Here is a 13,800-nt window from a genome sequence, read left to right as displayed (position 1 = left end):
CCGCAAAACCGGAAAGCTCTGGCATAGTTACGCCTTCGCCCCGGCATGGACTTGGCTTACATGAAGACTTCCTTCCCCCGGCAGGACATCCGCGTGCTGCTGCTCGAAGGCGTCAGCCGCAGCGCCGAGGAAACCTTCCGCCAGGCTGGGTACACCCAGATCGAAACGCATCCGAAGGCGCTTCCCGAGGCCGAGCTGAAGGCGCGCCTGGCCGAGGCGCACATCGTCGGCATCCGCTCGCGCACCCAGCTCACGCCGGAGCTGCTGGAGCACGCACGGCGCCTGATCGCGGTGGGCTGCTTCTGCATCGGCACCAACCAGGTGGACCTGGGCGCCGCGCGGCGGCTGGGCCTGCCGGTGTTCAACGCGCCCTATTCCAACACGCGCAGCGTGGCCGAGCTGGTGGTGGCCGAGGCGGTCATGCTGCTGCGCGGCATCCCGCAGAAGAACATGCAGTGCCATCGCGGCGGCTGGTCAAAATCCGCCGCGGGCAGCTACGAGGCGCGGGGCAAGGTGCTGGGCATCGTCGGCTACGGCCACATCGGCACCCAGGTCGGCGTACTGGCCGAGAGCCTGGGCATGCGCGTGATCTTCCACGACATCGAAGCGAAGCTCGCGCTGGGCAACGCACACGCCGCGGCGAGCCTGGACGACCTGCTGCAACGCGCCGACGTGGTCACGCTGCACGTGCCCGATACCCCGGCCACGCGCATGATGATCGGCGCCGCGCAGCTTGCCCGCATGCGCGAAGGCTCGCTGCTCATCAACGCCTCGCGCGGCAGCGTCGTCGACATCGATGCGCTGGCGGCCGCCTTGTTCAAGGGCCAGCTGGGCGGCGCCGCCGTGGACGTCTTCCCGTCCGAGCCCAAGGGCAACGACGACGCGTTCGTCTCGCCGCTGGTCGGCATGGACAACGTGATCCTCACCCCGCACATCGGCGGGAGCACGCTGGAAGCGCAGGACAACATCGGCATCGAGGTCGCCAGCAAACTGGTGCGCTACAGCGACAACGGCTCGACCTTGTCGGCGGTGAACTTCCCCGAGGTGTCGCTGCCCGAGCATCCGCGCAGCCGCCGCCTGCTGCACATCCACCGCAACGTGCCGGGCATGCTCTCGCGCATCAACGAGCTGTTCTCTGCGGGCAACATCAACATCGATGCGCAGTTCCTGCAGACCGATGCGGAGGTGGGCTACGTGGTGATCGACGTGGCCGCCGACGAAGCCCAGGCATTGGAGCTGAAGGAGCGCATGTCGGCGATTCCGGGCACCCTGCGCAGCCGCGTGCTGTATTGAAGCGCCGTAACCCCCTCTCTCCCGAAACGAAAACGGCGCCAAAGGCGCCGTTTCTGTTTCTTCCGGATTGGTCGGGGCGGCCGGATTCGAACCGACGACCCTCTGCCCCCCAGGCAGATGCGCTACCAGGCTGCGCTACGCCCCGACGTGACGGTTGCTTTGCGATCGTCCCGATCGCGAAGATCAAAAGGCGCCCATCCACGGGCCGCACTTTCGACAGAAAGCGAATGATAGCAGACGCGCGGCGGTTTCAGCGACGCAGCAGGGTCAGGATTTCTTCCAGTTCCATGCGCACCTGGCGCACGATCTGATGGGAAATGCTCGATTCCATGCGCGCCTGCGGGCCTTCCAGCCGCGCGCGGGCACCGGTGATGGTGAAGCCCTCGTCGTACAGCAGGCCGCGGATCTGGCGGATCATCAGCACGTCGTGGCGCTGGTAGTAGCGCCGGTTGCCGCGGCGCTTGACCGGATTGAGCGCGGGGAATTCCTGCTCCCAATAGCGCAGCACGTGCGGCTTGACGCCACACAGCTCGCTCACCTCACCGATGGTGAAGTAGCGCTTCGCCGGGATGGCGGGCAGTTCGGTGTTATTCCCTTGGTCCAGCATAGCTCTCGACTCGCACCTTGAGTTTCTGCCCGGGACGGAACGTCACCACGCGACGGGCGGAAATCGGAATCTCCTCGCCCGTCTTGGGGTTGCGACCCGGTCGCTGGTTCTTCTGACGCAGGTCGAAGTTGCCGAAACCCGACAGCTTCACCTGCTCGCCCCTTTCCAACGCTTCGCGGACGACCTCGAAATAGGCATCCACGAATTCCTTCGCCTCACGCTTGTTGAGGCCCACCTCGAGGAAAAGGCGCTCGGCCATCTCCGCCTTGGTCAGCGCCATCTCAACCTCGCAACTTTGCCTTGCATGTGGCCTCCAACGCGGCTACCGCATCGCGTACGCAGCGGTCCGCGTCGTCGTCGGTAAGCGTGCGTGAAGCGTCCTGCAAAATCAAGCCCATAGCGAGACTTTTTCGGCCTGCATCGACACCCTTGCCGCTGTAGCGGTCGAACAGCCGCAGCTCCTTGAGCACGCTGCCGAGGGTGCCGCGGACGGTCTGCTCGATCTGTGACCAACGCACCTCTTCAGGCAGATCGACGGCAATGTCGCGGCGCACCGAGGGGAAGCGCGGCACCGGCCGTGCCCTGGGCAGGCGGCGATCCAGCAGCGGCGCCAGCGCCACTTCCAGGACGTGAACGTCCGGCCCCAGATCCAGCGCCCTGGCCAGTTGCGGGTGCAACGCACCGAGGTGGCCCACCGTCTCACCATCGCGCGCGACGCGGGCGCCGCGGCCCGGATGCAGCCAGACCGGCAGGCCGTCGGCGTGCAGCGACCAGCGTTCGGGCTCGCCGCCCCAGGCCAGCAGCGCATCCAGTTCGCCCTTGAGGTCGAAGAAGTCGAGCGGACGGCTCGGCTCGGCCCACTGCTCGGCATGCGCATTGCCGCAGGCGACGATCGCCAGGCTCGGGGTTTCCACGGGCGGATCGCCGGCTTGCCTGGCGGCCCTGCCCTGCATGGCCAGTGCTTCGCTGGCGGACCCGCTTTCGAAGACCCGGGCGACCTCGAACAACCGCACGCGCTCCTGCTGGCGCGCACGGTTGTGGCGCAGCGCCTCGACGAGGCCCGGCAGCAGCGAGGGGCGCATCACGGCCAGATCGGCCGACAGCGGGTTGGCCAGCGGTACCAGCCTGTCGGTCCAGCCCCAGCGCGCGAGCAATTCGGCACTGACGAAGGACAGGTTCACCGCCTCGTAGTAGTCGCGCGCGGCGAGCTGCTCGCGCAGCGCCAGTTCGCCGGTGCGCGCCTCGGGCTCGGGCGCGAGCGACAGCGCGCCGGCGGGCGTATGGGTGGGGATACGGTCGTAGCCGTACACGCGGGCGACCTCCTCGATCAGGTCCTCCTCGCGCTCGATGTCGAAGCGGCTGGTCGGCGCGGTGACCTGCCAGCCCTCGGCGCTGTGCTGCACGGCCATGCCCAGGGCGGTGAAGATGCGCGTGACTTCCTCGTCCGGCACGCCCAGCCCCAGCACGCGGGCCAGGCGTGCGCGGCGCAGGGCGACCGTGGCCGGCTTGGGCAGGTCGGCCGGATGCTCGGCGACCAGCACGGGGCCGGCCTTGCCGCCGGCGATCGAGAGCAGCAGTTCGGTGGCTCGCTCCAGCGCGCGGCGCGGCAGCTCCGGGTCGACGCCGCGCTCGAAGCGGTGCGAGGCGTCGGTGTGCAGGCCGAGCTTGCGCGCGCGCCCCATGATCGCGGCCGGCGCGAAGTGCGCGGATTCGAGAAAAATGTTGTGGGTGGACTCGGTCACGCGCGAATCGAAGCCGCCCATCACGCCGGCCACGGCCAGGGCCTTGCGCTGGTCGGCGATCAGCAGGAAGGCGGCATCGAGCCTGGCTTCGCTGCCGTCGAGCAGCTTCAGCGCCTCGCCCTCGCGCGCATGGCGCACCACGATGTCGCCTTCGAGCTTGTCGTTGTCGAATGCGTGCAGCGGTTGGCCCAGCTCCAGCATCACGTAGTTGGTCACGTCGACCACCGCGCTGATCGGACGCAGGCCGGCACGCCGCAGGCGTTCGGCCAGCCACAGCGGCGAACGGGCGGACGCATCGATGCCTTCGATCACGCGGCCGAGGTAGCGCGGAGCATCCTTGCCGGCTTCCAGGCGGATGCCGCGGCGCGCATCGGAGGTCACCGGCGCGGGCTCCTGTGCCGGCACCAGCACGCGGCTGCCGAACAGCGCGGCCACGTCGTGCGCCAGGCCGATCAGCCCCAGGCAATCGGGGCGGTTCGGCGTGAGCTTGAGCTCGATGCTGGCATCGGGCAGGCCCAGAAACTGGGCCAGCGGCTGGCCGGCGGGCGCATCGGCCGGGAGCTCCATCAAGCCGGAAGCATCCGCGTCGATGCCCAGCTCCTTGGCCGAGCACAGCATGCCGGCCGACTCCACACCGCGCAGCTTGGCGGCCTTGATCTGCACATCGCCCGGCAGCACCGCGCCGACCATCGCCAGCGGCGCCTTCAGGCCGACGCGCGCGTTGGGTGCGCCGCACACGATCTGCAGCGGCTCGCCCCGCCCGATCGCGACCTTGCAGACCTTCAGGCGATCGGCTTCCGGGTGCTTCTCGGCAGCCACGATCTCGCCCACCACCACGCCGGCCAGGCCCTCGCCCAGCACCGTCAGTTCTTCCACTTCCAGCCCGGCCATGGTCAGCGCATGGGCCAGCTGGGCGCGGTCGGCCTGGATCTCGACCAGCTCGCGCAGCCAGTTTTCGGAGAATTTCATGGGTATCGATTCCTTGCCGGCTTACGCGAACTGCTTGAGGAAGCGCAGATCGTTCTCGAAGAACGCGCGCAGGTCCGAGACGCCGTAGCGCAGCATGGCGAAGCGCTCCACGCCCAGGCCGAAGGCGAAGCCGGTGTAGCGCTCGGGATCGATGCCGCAGTTGGCCAGCACGTTCGGGTGGACCATGCCGCAGCCGAGCACCTCCAGCCAGCGGCTCTGGCCATCGTCCGTCTCCCAGCGGATGTCCACCTCCGCCGAGGGCTCGGTGAAGGGGAAATAGCTGGGGCGGAAGCGCATCTCGAAGTCGCGCTCGAAGAACGCGCGCACGAACTCGGCCAGCGTGCCCTTCAGGTCGGCGAAGCTGGAGGTCTCGTCGACCAGCAGGCCCTCGATCTGGTGGAACATCGGCGAGTGGGTCTGGTCCGAGTCGCTGCGGTAGACCTTGCCGGGCGCAATGATGCGGATCGGCGGCTGGCGGCCCTGCATCGAGCGGATCTGCACCGGCGAGGTATGCGTGCGCAACAGGCGCCCGTCGCCGAAGTAGAAGGTGTCGTGCATGGCGCGCGCCGGGTGGTGCGGCGGGAAGTTCAGCGCCTCGAAGTTATGCCAGTCGTCCTCGATCTCAGGCCCCTCGGCGCGCTGGTAACCCAGCCGGGCGAAGATCGCCGCAATGCGCTCGAGCGCGCGGGTGATCGGATGGATGCCGCCGCGCTGGCCGTCGCGGCCCGGCAGGGTGATGTCGAGCTTTTCGGAGGCCAGGCGGCGGTCGAGCTCGGCCTGCTCCAGCGTCTGCTTGCGGGCGGCGAGCGCGTCGGCCAGGCGGTCCTTGACGCGGTTGACCTCGGCGCCGCGGGCCTTGCGCTCGTCCGGGGCGAGCGCGCCCAGCGACTTCAGCGCGGCGGTGACGATGCCGCTCTTGCCGAGCAGGCCCACGCGCAGGGTTTCGAGCGCGTCCAGCGAGGCGGCGTTTTCGATGTCGGCCAAGGCCTGGCTTGCGCGACTATCCAGATCGTCCATCGGTGCGAGTTCCGCTTTGGTTTTGCCTCTAGCTCCCTCTCCCCTCCGGGGAGAGGGTTGGGGTGAGGGGCGGCTCTAGCGTTGCTGCCGCATCGAAGCGGCTTTGGTGACGTCCAAGGCAAGCCTTGGCCCCTCACCTCAATCCTCTCCCCCGTTACTTATCGAAGATGGGGGAGAGGAGGCAAACGCGAAAGAGCACGTTATTAGATAGAAACGGCACGTCATTAAATAAAAACGGGGAGAAGGCGTTGGCCTTCTCCCCGCTTGATTCACAGCATACCGTCGGTGACGACGATCAAGCGGCCAGGCTGGCCTTCGCTTTTTCCGCGATGGCGCCAAACGCCTTGATGTCGTGCACGGCGATGTCCGCCAGCACCTTGCGGTCGATCGTGATGCCGGCCTTGGACAGGCCGTTGATCAGGCGGCTGTAGGACAGGCCGAACTGGCGGGCGGCGGCGTTGATGCGCACGATCCACAGCGCACGGAACTGGCGCTTGCGCTGCTTGCGGCCGATATAGGCGTACTGGCCGGCCTTGATGACGGCCTGGTTCGCTACGCGGAAGACCTTGCGGCGGGCGTTGTAGTAGCCCTTCGCGCGGCCGATGATCTTCTTGTGACGACGACGGGCGGTGACGCCACGCTTTACACGAGCCATGGTGTTCTCCTCCCCTTAGACGTACGGCAACATGCGAGCCACACCCTTGGTGTCGCACGCCTTGACGTGGTTGGTGGCGCGCAGGTTGCGCTTACGCTTGGTCGACTTCTTGGTCAGGATGTGCGACTTGAAGGCGTGACCGGCCTTGAACTTGCCCGACGCGGTCTTGCGAAAACGCTTCGCAGCCGCCCGGTTGGTCTTGATCTTGGGCATGGGAATGCTCCTGAGTGGGCTTTGAGTGCCCGGTTTCTGACTGATTCGGCGGTGGTCCCGAAGGCCACGCTTTCCGTCCTGCCGACATCGGTTCACGACCCGTCCGTATGGGTCGAACCGGCGATTATACGGAGGAGCCCTGGCCAAAGCCAGCCTGCCGCCTGCCGGTCCTGCCGCGGCGGCCGACCGGCTAAAGTTGGGCTTTCCCGCACCCGGAGCCGCCATGACCTCCCCAGGCGATACCGTCCGCATCGTCGAAGTCGGCGCCCGCGACGGCCTGCAGAACGAGAAGACGCTGCTGCCGGCGGAGGTGAAGATCGCGCTGATCGACCGGCTTTCCTCCACCGGCCTGACCACCATCGAGGCGACCAGCTTCGTCAGCCCCAAGTGGGTGCCGCAGCTGGCCGACGCGGCCGAGGTGTTCGCCGGCATCCGCAAGGTGCCCGGCGTGCGCTATCCGGTGCTGGTGCCCAACCTGCAGGGCTACGAACGCGCGCGGGCGGTGGGTGCGCGCGAAATCGCCGTATTCACGGCCGCGAGCGAGGCCTTCAACCGCAAGAACGTCAACGCCTCCATCGACGAGTCGATCGAGCGTTTCGCGCCGGTGATCGAGCATGCCCGGGCCGACGGCGTGGCGGTGCGCGGCTATGTCTCCACCGTGCTCGGCTGCCCCTACCAGGGCGAGGTGCCGGTCGCCGACGTGGTGCGCGTGGCGCAGCGGCTGCATGCGCTGGGCTGCTACGAGATCTCGCTGGGCGACACCATCGGCGTCGGCACGCCGGCCAGGGCGCGCGCGATGCTGCGGGCGGTGGCGCAGGCGGTACCCATGAACGCGCTGGCGGTGCACTTCCACGACACCTACGGCCAGGCCCTGGCGAACATCCTGGCCTGCCTGGAGGAAGGCGTGCGCGTGGTCGACAGCGCCGTCTCCGGCACGGGCGGCTGCCCCTATGCCAAGGGCGCCACCGGCAACGTGGCCAGCGAGGACGTGGTCTACATGCTGCACGGCATGGGCCTGCGCACCGGCGTCGATCTGGACCTGCTGGTCGCCACCGGCGCCTGGCTCGCCGCGCAACTGCACAAGGACACCGCCAGCCGCGTCACGCGCGCACGCACGGCCGCCTGATACCGAAGTCCGGATTCCCTACACCCACTTCTACGCCCCATGACCGCAAACTTCCTGATCCGCCCGATCGAACCTGCCGACGATGCCGCGGTGGCGTCGATCATCCGCACCGTGATGCCCGAGTTCGGCGCCGACGGCCCGGGCTTCGCCATCCACGACACGGAAGTCGATCACATGGCCGAGGCCTACGCGCGGCCCGGCTGCGCCTACTTCGTGGTCGAGCGCGACGGCGCGGTCATCGGCGGCGCCGGCGTGGCGCCGCTGGAGGGCGGCGAGCCGGACGTGTGCGAGCTGCGCAAGATGTACTTCCTGCCGCAGGCGCGCGGCATCGGCGCGGGCACCGCGATGATGCAGCGCTGCCTGGACGCGGCGCGCACCATGGGATACCGGCGCTGCTACCTGGAAACCCTCACCGGCATGGACGCGGCGCAGGCGCTGTACCGGCGCAGCGGCTTCACGCCGATCTGCGCGGCGATGGGCGGCACCGGCCACCACGGCTGCGACCGCTATTACCTGCGTCAGCTCTGACGATGGACGGCATGATCCGCATCGCCCGCCCCGACGACGCCGCCGCGGTGCATGCGATCTACGCCCCGTCGGTCACCCATGGCGTGGCCACCTTCGAGACCGCCCTGCCCGGCGTGACCGCGATGCGCGAGCGCATCGTCGCGCGCCTGGCGCAGTATCCCTGGCTGGTGTGGGAAAGCGACGGCGAGGTGCTCGCCTACGCGTACGCCAGCCGCTTCCGCGAACGCGCCGCCTACGACTGGATCGCCGAAACCTCGATCTACGTGCGCGAGGATGCCGGCCGCAGAGGCATCGCCCGGCGCCTGTACGGCGTGCTGCTGGAAGCGATGCGCCTGCAGGGCATCAACCAGGCGGTCGGCGTGATCACCTTGCCCGGCGAAGCCAGCGTGCGGTTGCACGAGACGATGGGCTTTGCGCCCGCCGGCGTGTGGCGGCAGAGCGGCTACAAGCTCGGCCGCTGGTGGGACGTGGGGGTGTGGCAGAAGACCTTGCAGACGCCACCGGAACATCCGGCCCCGGTGACGCCGTTCGAGCTGCTTCGCGACGCCGCGGAATTGAAGCGGCTGCTCGCCGGCGAGGCAGGGCCGGGCGGCCTCGACCGCCCTACACAGCAACGGGCGCCTTGATCGCCGGATGCGGGTCGTAGCCCTCCAGGGCGACGTCTTCGAAGCGGAAGTCCTCCAACGCCCGCACTTGCGGGTTGAGCGCCACGCGCGGCAACGGCCGCGGCTCGCGGGACAGTTGCAGGCGCGCCTGCTCGACATGGTTGCCGTACAGGTGCGCGTCGCCCAGCGTGTGCACGAAGTCGCCCACGCCCAGCCCGCACACCTGCGCCACCATGTGGGTGAGCAGCGCGTAGCTGGCGATGTTGAACGGCACGCCCAGGAAGATGTCGCCCGAGCGCTGGTAGAGCTGGCAGGAGAGCCTGCCGTCGGCCACGTAGAACTGGAACAGCGTGTGGCAGGGCATCAGCGCCATCTTCGGCAGTTCGCCGACATTCCAGGCGCTGACGATCAACCGGCGCGAATCGGGATTGCGGCGGATTTCGTCCACCACCCAGCGGATCTGGTCGACGGTGCCGCCGTCGGCGGTCGGCCAGGCGCGCCACTGCCTGCCGTAGACCGGCCCCAGGTTGCCCTCGGCGTCGGCCCACTCGTCCCAGATGCTGACGCCGTGTTCCTTGAGGTAGGCGACGTTGGTGTCGCCGCGCAGGAACCAGATCAGCTCGTGCACCACCGACTTCCAGTGCACCTTCTTGGTGGTGACCAGCGGAAAACCCTGGCCGAGGTCGAAGCGCATCTGCCAGCCGAACACGCTCCTGGTGCCGGTGCCGGTGCGGTCGGTCTTTTCCGTGCCGTGGTGGAGCACGTGGTCGAGCAGGTCGAGGTAGGCGCGCATGGAATGGATTCTAGCGGCAGGGGCGGCGCTTGCCCCAACCGGCTCCCTGGAACTCCGCACAAGCGCGGAATTCGGATCCGGGCCGATGCCCTGGCGTCCAATGACATCCGTCACTCGCCCGGGCTGCGGCGCGGACCTAGACTCCGAAGCCCATCTCCCAGCGGGCGGCGCACATGACCCAGTGGTACTTCAGCTACGGCAACAACGAACGCATCGGCCCGCTGGACGACGAGGCCGCGCGCGCCCAGGCGCACAGCCGCCCGGACGGCTACTGCTGGAAGGAAGGCTTCGGCGAATGGCGGCCGATCCACAGCGTATTCCTGGCCTCCACCGCCGTGGCCGTGGCGCCTCCGCCCGCACCGGCCGGGCGCCACGGGGCGTCGGACGAGATCGACTACCGCATCGTCGGCAACGACATGCAATTCGTCGAAGTGGAGCTGGACCCGGGCGAGAGCGCCATCGCCGAGGCGGGCGCCCTGATGTACAAGGAAGCGGCCGTGCAGATGGACACCATCTTCGGCGACGGCTCGACCGCCTCGCAAGGCGGCGGCCTCATGGACAAGCTGATTTCCGCCGGCAAGCGCGTGGTCACGGGCGATACCCTGTTCACCACCGTGTTCACGCACACCGGCAGCGGCAAGGCCAAGGTCGCCTTCGCCGCGCCCTATCCGGGCACGGTGATGGCGATGAAGCTCTCCGATCACGGCGGGCGGCTGATCTGCCAGAAGGATTCCTTCCTGGCCGGCGCGCGCGGCGTGTCGCTGGGCATCTTCTTCCAGCGCAAGATCCTCACCGGCCTGTTCGGCGGCGAGGGCTTCATCATGCAAAAGCTCGAGGGCGACGGCTGGGTGTTCGTGCACGCCGGCGGCACCGTGGTCGAGCGCGAGCTCAAGCCCGGCGAGCGGCTGGACGTGGATACCGGCTGCGTGGTGGCCTTCCACGACACGGTCAGCATGGACGTGCGGCCCGTCGGCGGCATCAAGAGCATGCTGTTCGGCGGCGAAGGGGTGTTCCTGGCCACGCTGACCGGCCCGGGCAAGGTCTGGCTGCAATCGCTGCCGTTCTCGCGCCTGGCCGGCCGCATGCTGGCGGCCGCGCCGCAGGGCGGCGGGCAGCGCCGCGGCGAAGGTTCGATCCTCGGCGGCCTGGGTGACCTGATCGGCGGTGACCGCAACTTCTAGCCGTGCGCCGATCGACAGGGCGGGACACAAGCCCGCCCTGCCGATTCAACCTGCCCGATTCAACGCGCCGCCAGCGCCAGCGTCGGCGCCCGGCGCGAAAGCGCCACCAGCACCAGCCCGACCACGACCAGCGGCAGCGACTGCACCTGCCCCATGGTCAGCCAGCCCCAGGCCAGGTAGCCGAGCTGGGGGTCGGGCACGCGCACGAATTCGACGGCGAAGCGGAAGCAGCCGTAGAGCAGCGCGAACAGGCCCGAAACCAGGTAGCGCGGCCGGGGCTTCATCGATACCAGCCACAGCACCGCGAACATCACTGCGCCCTCCAGCGCCATCTCGTAGAGCTCCGAGGGGTGCCGCGGCAGGCCGCCGAAGCGCGCCAGCTGTTGCGCCAGCGCCGGCTGGCCGGCCGCCAACTGCAGGTCCTCGGCATGCGCGTTGGGAAAGATCATCGCCCAGGGCACGCTGCCTGGCTTGCCCCACAGCTCGCCGTTGATGAAGTTGCCCAGCCGGCCGAGTCCGAGTCCCAGCGGAACCAGCGGCGCCACGAAGTCCATGGTGTCGAAGAAATGCAGCCGATGGCGCCGCGACCACCACCAGGCGGCCGCGAGCACGCCGAGCAAGCCGCCATGGAAGCTCATGCCGCCGTCCCACACCTTGAACAGCGCCAACGGGTCGGTCCAGATCCAATGCGGGCCGCCGGCGTAGTAGAACAGCATGTACCACACGCGTCCGCCCACGATGATGCCCAGCATGGCGTAAAAAGCCAGGTCGCTCAGCGCGTCGCGGCTGACCGGCAGGCGCCCCTCGCGCCGGCGCCGCTCGCCCAGCAGGCCGGCGCCCAGGAAGCCCAGCAGGTACATCAGCCCATACCAGTGCACCTGCACGGGCCCGACGTGGAAGGCGACCGGATCGAAGTGGACGGTGAAGGGCTGGGTCATGGCTGGGCGCGGCCGGGCAAAGTCCCAAGTGTAGCCGGGCCGGTCCGCGCGGCGCAGGCCCTTTCGGCGCCCGACCGGCCGTGACTAGAATCGTGGGCATCGGGGCGGCATGGGGATGCCCCCCTGGCCGGACGTCGTACTCCCGGCGTCCGCGCCTGCCACCAGGAGCCCAGGGGGAAGGGACGATGAACCGATTCACACGGACCGTGCTTTGCGCGGCCATGCTTTTGGCGCCCGCGATCGCCGCGTCGGCCGACCTGCTGCCGGTGGAGGATTTCGCGCGCCACCCGCAACTGTCGATGCCCCGGCTCTCGCCCGACGGCAAGTACCTGGCGGTGCGTTGGGACGAGGGCAGCCAGCACGCCCTGGTGGTCTACCGCGTGGAGGACATGTCCAAGCCTGCGAGCATGCTGCGCATGCCCAAATACGAACTGCCGCTGGACATCCATTGGGTCGGCCCGACGCGGCTGGTGGTGGCCAAAGGCAAGGAGTTCGGATCGATCGACCGGCCGGCCTACACCGGCGAAATCCTCGCCAGCGATATCGACGGCAAGAACCAGGATTACCTGTACGGCTACGACTCCATGTACGGCACGCGCGCGCAGACCCGCGGCCGGGACCGGGGATGGGGTTTCATCGACGGACTGCCGGACAGGGCCAACGGCCATTTCTACATGGCCGTCACCAGTTGGTCCTCCGAGAGCAGCAGTTCGCTGTACGACGTCGACGCCACTGCCAATACGCGCCATCTGCTGGCCGACATCGGGGTCGGCAACATGAGCTTCCTGGTCGGTGACGACGGACGGCCTCGCTATGCCTACGGCCGCAACGAGAATTTCGATTACGTGGTCTACCACCGGGACAACGACCATTGGCGGCAACTGCCGGCCGCGCAGGTCGGCAGCTTCTCGCCCGTCGAGGTCGCCCCGGACCAGCAGCACATCTACGCCCTATACGACCCCGCCGGCGGGCCGGCCTCGCTGGTGCTGCAGGACGAGTCCGGCACCAACCGCCAGGTGCTTGACGCCGCCGGCTTCGGCAGCGTCGGCACGATCGAATGGACGCCGCTGCCGCGCCAGCCCTTTGCCGCCGTTTCCGAAACCGGGGTGCCGCAGGCAAGCTACATCGACCCGAACCTGCCAGCGGCCAAGCTGCATCGCGCGCTCAGCCTGAAGTTTCCCGGCCAGTACCTGCACTTCATCAACTACAGCGAGGACGGCGGGCAACTGCTGTTCAGCGTGACAAGCGACCGCAACCCGGGCACCTACCTGCTGATCGACACACACACCTACAAGGTGCGCAAGCTGTTCGACGCAGCGCCCTGGATCGACCCGGCAAAAATGGCGGAGCGCCGCCCCATGCGCTTCAAGGCCAGCGACGGCACCGAACTGGAGGCCATCCTGACCTTGCCGCCCGGCCGCGGCGAAACCGGCCTGCCGATGGTGCTGCTGCCCCACGGCGGGCCCATCGGCGTCAGCGATGACTGGTCGTACGACGACGACGCCCAGTTCCTCGCCAACCGCGGCTACCTGGTGCTGCAGGTCAACTACCGCGGCTCGGGCGGCCGTGGCGAAGACTTCCAGGAAGCGGGCTATCTCAAGTGGGGCACGCGCATCCAGCAGGACCTGACCGACGGAGTCCGCTGGGCCGTGGCGCAGCACTATGCCGATCCGGCACGGATCTGCGTCTACGGCGGCAGCTTCGGCGGCTACTCGGCGATGATGACGACTATCCGCGCGCCGGGCCTGTTCAAGTGCGCGGTCGGCTACGCCGGCGTCTACGACCTCAAGATGATGTACGCCAAGGGCGACGTGCGCGAAAGCAAGACCGGCCGCAGCTATCTGACGATGGTCATCGGCAAGGACGACGCCGACCTGGACGCCAACTCGCCCGACAAGCTCGCCGACAAGATCGACGTGCCGGTGCTGCTGATCCACGGCGAGGACGACCAACGCGCGCCCTTCGCCCAGGCCAAGGCCATGCGCGCCGCGCTCGACGCCGCACACAAACCGTACGAGTGGATGAGCAAGCCGGGCGAGGGCCACGGCTTCTACGACGAGAAGAACCGCGTGGATTTCTACAACGCGCTGCAGGCGTTCCTGGAGAAGCACATCGGCAAGGGCGCCTGATACC

14 protein-coding genes and 1 tRNA gene are annotated in these 13,800 nt (G+C 68.4%); 6 read left to right on the top strand and 9 right to left on the bottom strand.

Annotated features, from left to right (window positions below; all coding sequences use genetic code 11):
* The first annotated feature begins 60 nt into the window (after positions 1–60).
* Entirely contained in the window at positions 61–1,293 is a 1,233-nt protein-coding gene (serA, locus tag VGU03_RS08825) for a phosphoglycerate dehydrogenase (RefSeq protein WP_327480020.1), read from the top strand.
* Positions 1,294–1,361: 68 nt separating this feature from the next.
* Here the strand turns inward: serA and VGU03_RS08820 are convergent.
* The 7 genes from VGU03_RS08820 to rpmI form a co-directional block, all read right to left on the bottom strand.
* A tRNA-Pro gene (locus VGU03_RS08820) sits at positions 1,362–1,438 on the bottom strand.
* 105 nt (positions 1,439–1,543) lie between these two features.
* Entirely contained in the window at positions 1,544–1,900 is a 357-nt protein-coding gene (locus VGU03_RS08815) for a MerR family transcriptional regulator (RefSeq protein ID WP_231349364.1), read from the bottom strand.
* The gene (gene ihfA, locus VGU03_RS08810) at positions 1,881–2,180 is read right to left on the bottom strand and encodes an integration host factor subunit alpha (RefSeq protein WP_091333672.1); all 300 of its coding nucleotides are present in this window, start codon (positions 2,178–2,180) and stop codon (positions 1,881–1,883) included. The genes VGU03_RS08815 and ihfA overlap by 20 nt, the downstream gene beginning before the upstream one ends.
* A 1-nt stretch (position 2,181) precedes the next feature.
* Positions 2,182–4,611, bottom strand: coding sequence for a phenylalanine--tRNA ligase subunit beta (gene pheT / locus VGU03_RS08805; protein ID WP_327480019.1), 2,430 nt, complete (start codon positions 4,609–4,611; stop codon positions 2,182–2,184).
* Positions 4,612–4,632: 21 nt separating this feature from the next.
* Positions 4,633–5,628 carry a phenylalanine--tRNA ligase subunit alpha gene (gene pheS, locus VGU03_RS08800; RefSeq protein WP_327480018.1) on the bottom strand — a complete coding sequence of 332 codons (996 nt, stop codon included), beginning with the start codon at positions 5,626–5,628 and terminating at the stop codon, positions 4,633–4,635.
* 295 nt (positions 5,629–5,923) lie between these two features.
* The gene (gene rplT, locus VGU03_RS08795; protein WP_091333679.1) at positions 5,924–6,283 is read right to left on the bottom strand and encodes a 50S ribosomal protein L20; all 360 of its coding nucleotides are present in this window, start codon (positions 6,281–6,283) and stop codon (positions 5,924–5,926) included.
* 15 nt (positions 6,284–6,298) lie between these two features.
* Complete coding sequence (rpmI, locus tag VGU03_RS08790) at positions 6,299–6,496, bottom strand: 50S ribosomal protein L35 (protein ID WP_026635107.1); 198 nt, start codon at positions 6,494–6,496, stop codon at positions 6,299–6,301.
* A gap of 223 nt (positions 6,497–6,719) precedes the next feature.
* On the opposite strand from rpmI, the gene VGU03_RS08785 reads away from it, so the two are divergent.
* The 3 genes from VGU03_RS08785 to VGU03_RS08775 are packed head-to-tail and all read left to right on the top strand — an operon-like array spanning position 6,720 to position 8,776.
* Positions 6,720–7,622 (top strand): hydroxymethylglutaryl-CoA lyase, encoded by a 903-nt coding sequence (locus VGU03_RS08785; protein WP_327480017.1) that lies wholly within the window; start codon positions 6,720–6,722, stop codon positions 7,620–7,622.
* Positions 7,623–7,661: 39 nt separating this feature from the next.
* Positions 7,662–8,150: a GNAT family N-acetyltransferase gene (locus VGU03_RS08780; RefSeq protein ID WP_327480016.1), complete on the top strand. Its 489-nt coding sequence runs from the start codon at positions 7,662–7,664 to the stop codon at positions 8,148–8,150.
* A gap of 11 nt (positions 8,151–8,161) precedes the next feature.
* Complete coding sequence (locus tag VGU03_RS08775) at positions 8,162–8,776, top strand: GNAT family N-acetyltransferase (protein ID WP_327480015.1); 615 nt, start codon at positions 8,162–8,164, stop codon at positions 8,774–8,776.
* On the opposite strand, the gene VGU03_RS08770 is transcribed toward VGU03_RS08775, so the two are convergent.
* A complete protein-coding gene (locus VGU03_RS08770; protein WP_327480014.1) occupies positions 8,754–9,548 on the bottom strand; it encodes a thymidylate synthase in 795 nt (264 codons plus the stop codon). The genes VGU03_RS08775 and VGU03_RS08770 overlap by 23 nt on opposite strands.
* Positions 9,549–9,721: 173 nt before the next feature.
* On the opposite strand from VGU03_RS08770, the gene VGU03_RS08765 reads away from it, so the two are divergent.
* Complete coding sequence (locus tag VGU03_RS08765) at positions 9,722–10,729, top strand: TIGR00266 family protein (protein ID WP_327480013.1); 1,008 nt, start codon at positions 9,722–9,724, stop codon at positions 10,727–10,729.
* A 59-nt stretch (positions 10,730–10,788) separates the two neighbouring features.
* On the opposite strand, the gene lgt is transcribed toward VGU03_RS08765, so the two are convergent.
* Positions 10,789–11,667, bottom strand: a complete 879-nt coding sequence (lgt, locus tag VGU03_RS08760; RefSeq protein WP_327480012.1) for a prolipoprotein diacylglyceryl transferase — start codon at positions 11,665–11,667, stop codon at positions 10,789–10,791.
* Positions 11,668–11,852: 185 nt separating this feature from the next.
* Here lgt and VGU03_RS08755 point away from each other — a divergent pair, with 185 nt between their 5' ends.
* Positions 11,853–13,796, top strand: coding sequence for an alpha/beta hydrolase family protein (locus tag VGU03_RS08755; RefSeq protein WP_327480011.1), 1,944 nt, complete (start codon positions 11,853–11,855; stop codon positions 13,794–13,796).
* Positions 13,797–13,800: the final 4 nt, after the last annotated feature.

Source organism: Frateuria sp., assembly GCF_035944355.1.
Lineage (GTDB): Bacteria > Pseudomonadota > Gammaproteobacteria > Xanthomonadales > Rhodanobacteraceae > Frateuria_A.
This window is presented reverse-complemented; position numbering and strand designations above follow the sequence as displayed.

Bases quoted from the DNA above. Each gene is read 5' to 3' on its own strand.
- VGU03_RS08785 (WP_327480017.1), top strand. From the start codon at position 6,720: ATGACCTCCCCAGGCGATACCGTCCGCATCGTCGAAGTCGGCGCCCGC.
- VGU03_RS08765 (WP_327480013.1), top strand. From the start codon at position 9,722: ATGACCCAGTGGTACTTCAGCTACGGCAACAACGAACGCATCGGCCCG.
- serA (WP_327480020.1), top strand. From the start codon at position 61: ATGAAGACTTCCTTCCCCCGGCAGGACATCCGCGTGCTGCTGCTCGAA.
- pheT (WP_327480019.1), bottom strand. From the start codon at position 4,611: ATGAAATTCTCCGAAAACTGGCTGCGCGAGCTGGTCGAGATCCAGGCC.
- VGU03_RS08775 (WP_327480015.1), top strand. From the start codon at position 8,162: ATGATCCGCATCGCCCGCCCCGACGACGCCGCCGCGGTGCATGCGATC.
- VGU03_RS08780 (WP_327480016.1), top strand. From the start codon at position 7,662: ATGACCGCAAACTTCCTGATCCGCCCGATCGAACCTGCCGACGATGCC.
- rplT (WP_091333679.1), bottom strand. From the start codon at position 6,283: ATGGCTCGTGTAAAGCGTGGCGTCACCGCCCGTCGTCGTCACAAGAAG.
- ihfA (WP_091333672.1), bottom strand. From the start codon at position 2,180: ATGGCGCTGACCAAGGCGGAGATGGCCGAGCGCCTTTTCCTCGAGGTG.
- lgt (WP_327480012.1), bottom strand. From the start codon at position 11,667: ATGACCCAGCCCTTCACCGTCCACTTCGATCCGGTCGCCTTCCACGTC.
- rpmI (WP_026635107.1), bottom strand. From the start codon at position 6,496: ATGCCCAAGATCAAGACCAACCGGGCGGCTGCGAAGCGTTTTCGCAAG.
- VGU03_RS08770 (WP_327480014.1), bottom strand. From the start codon at position 9,548: ATGCGCGCCTACCTCGACCTGCTCGACCACGTGCTCCACCACGGCACG.
- pheS (WP_327480018.1), bottom strand. From the start codon at position 5,628: ATGGACGATCTGGATAGTCGCGCAAGCCAGGCCTTGGCCGACATCGAA.
- VGU03_RS08755 (WP_327480011.1), top strand. From the start codon at position 11,853: ATGAACCGATTCACACGGACCGTGCTTTGCGCGGCCATGCTTTTGGCG.
- VGU03_RS08815 (WP_231349364.1), bottom strand. From the start codon at position 1,900: ATGCTGGACCAAGGGAATAACACCGAACTGCCCGCCATCCCGGCGAAG.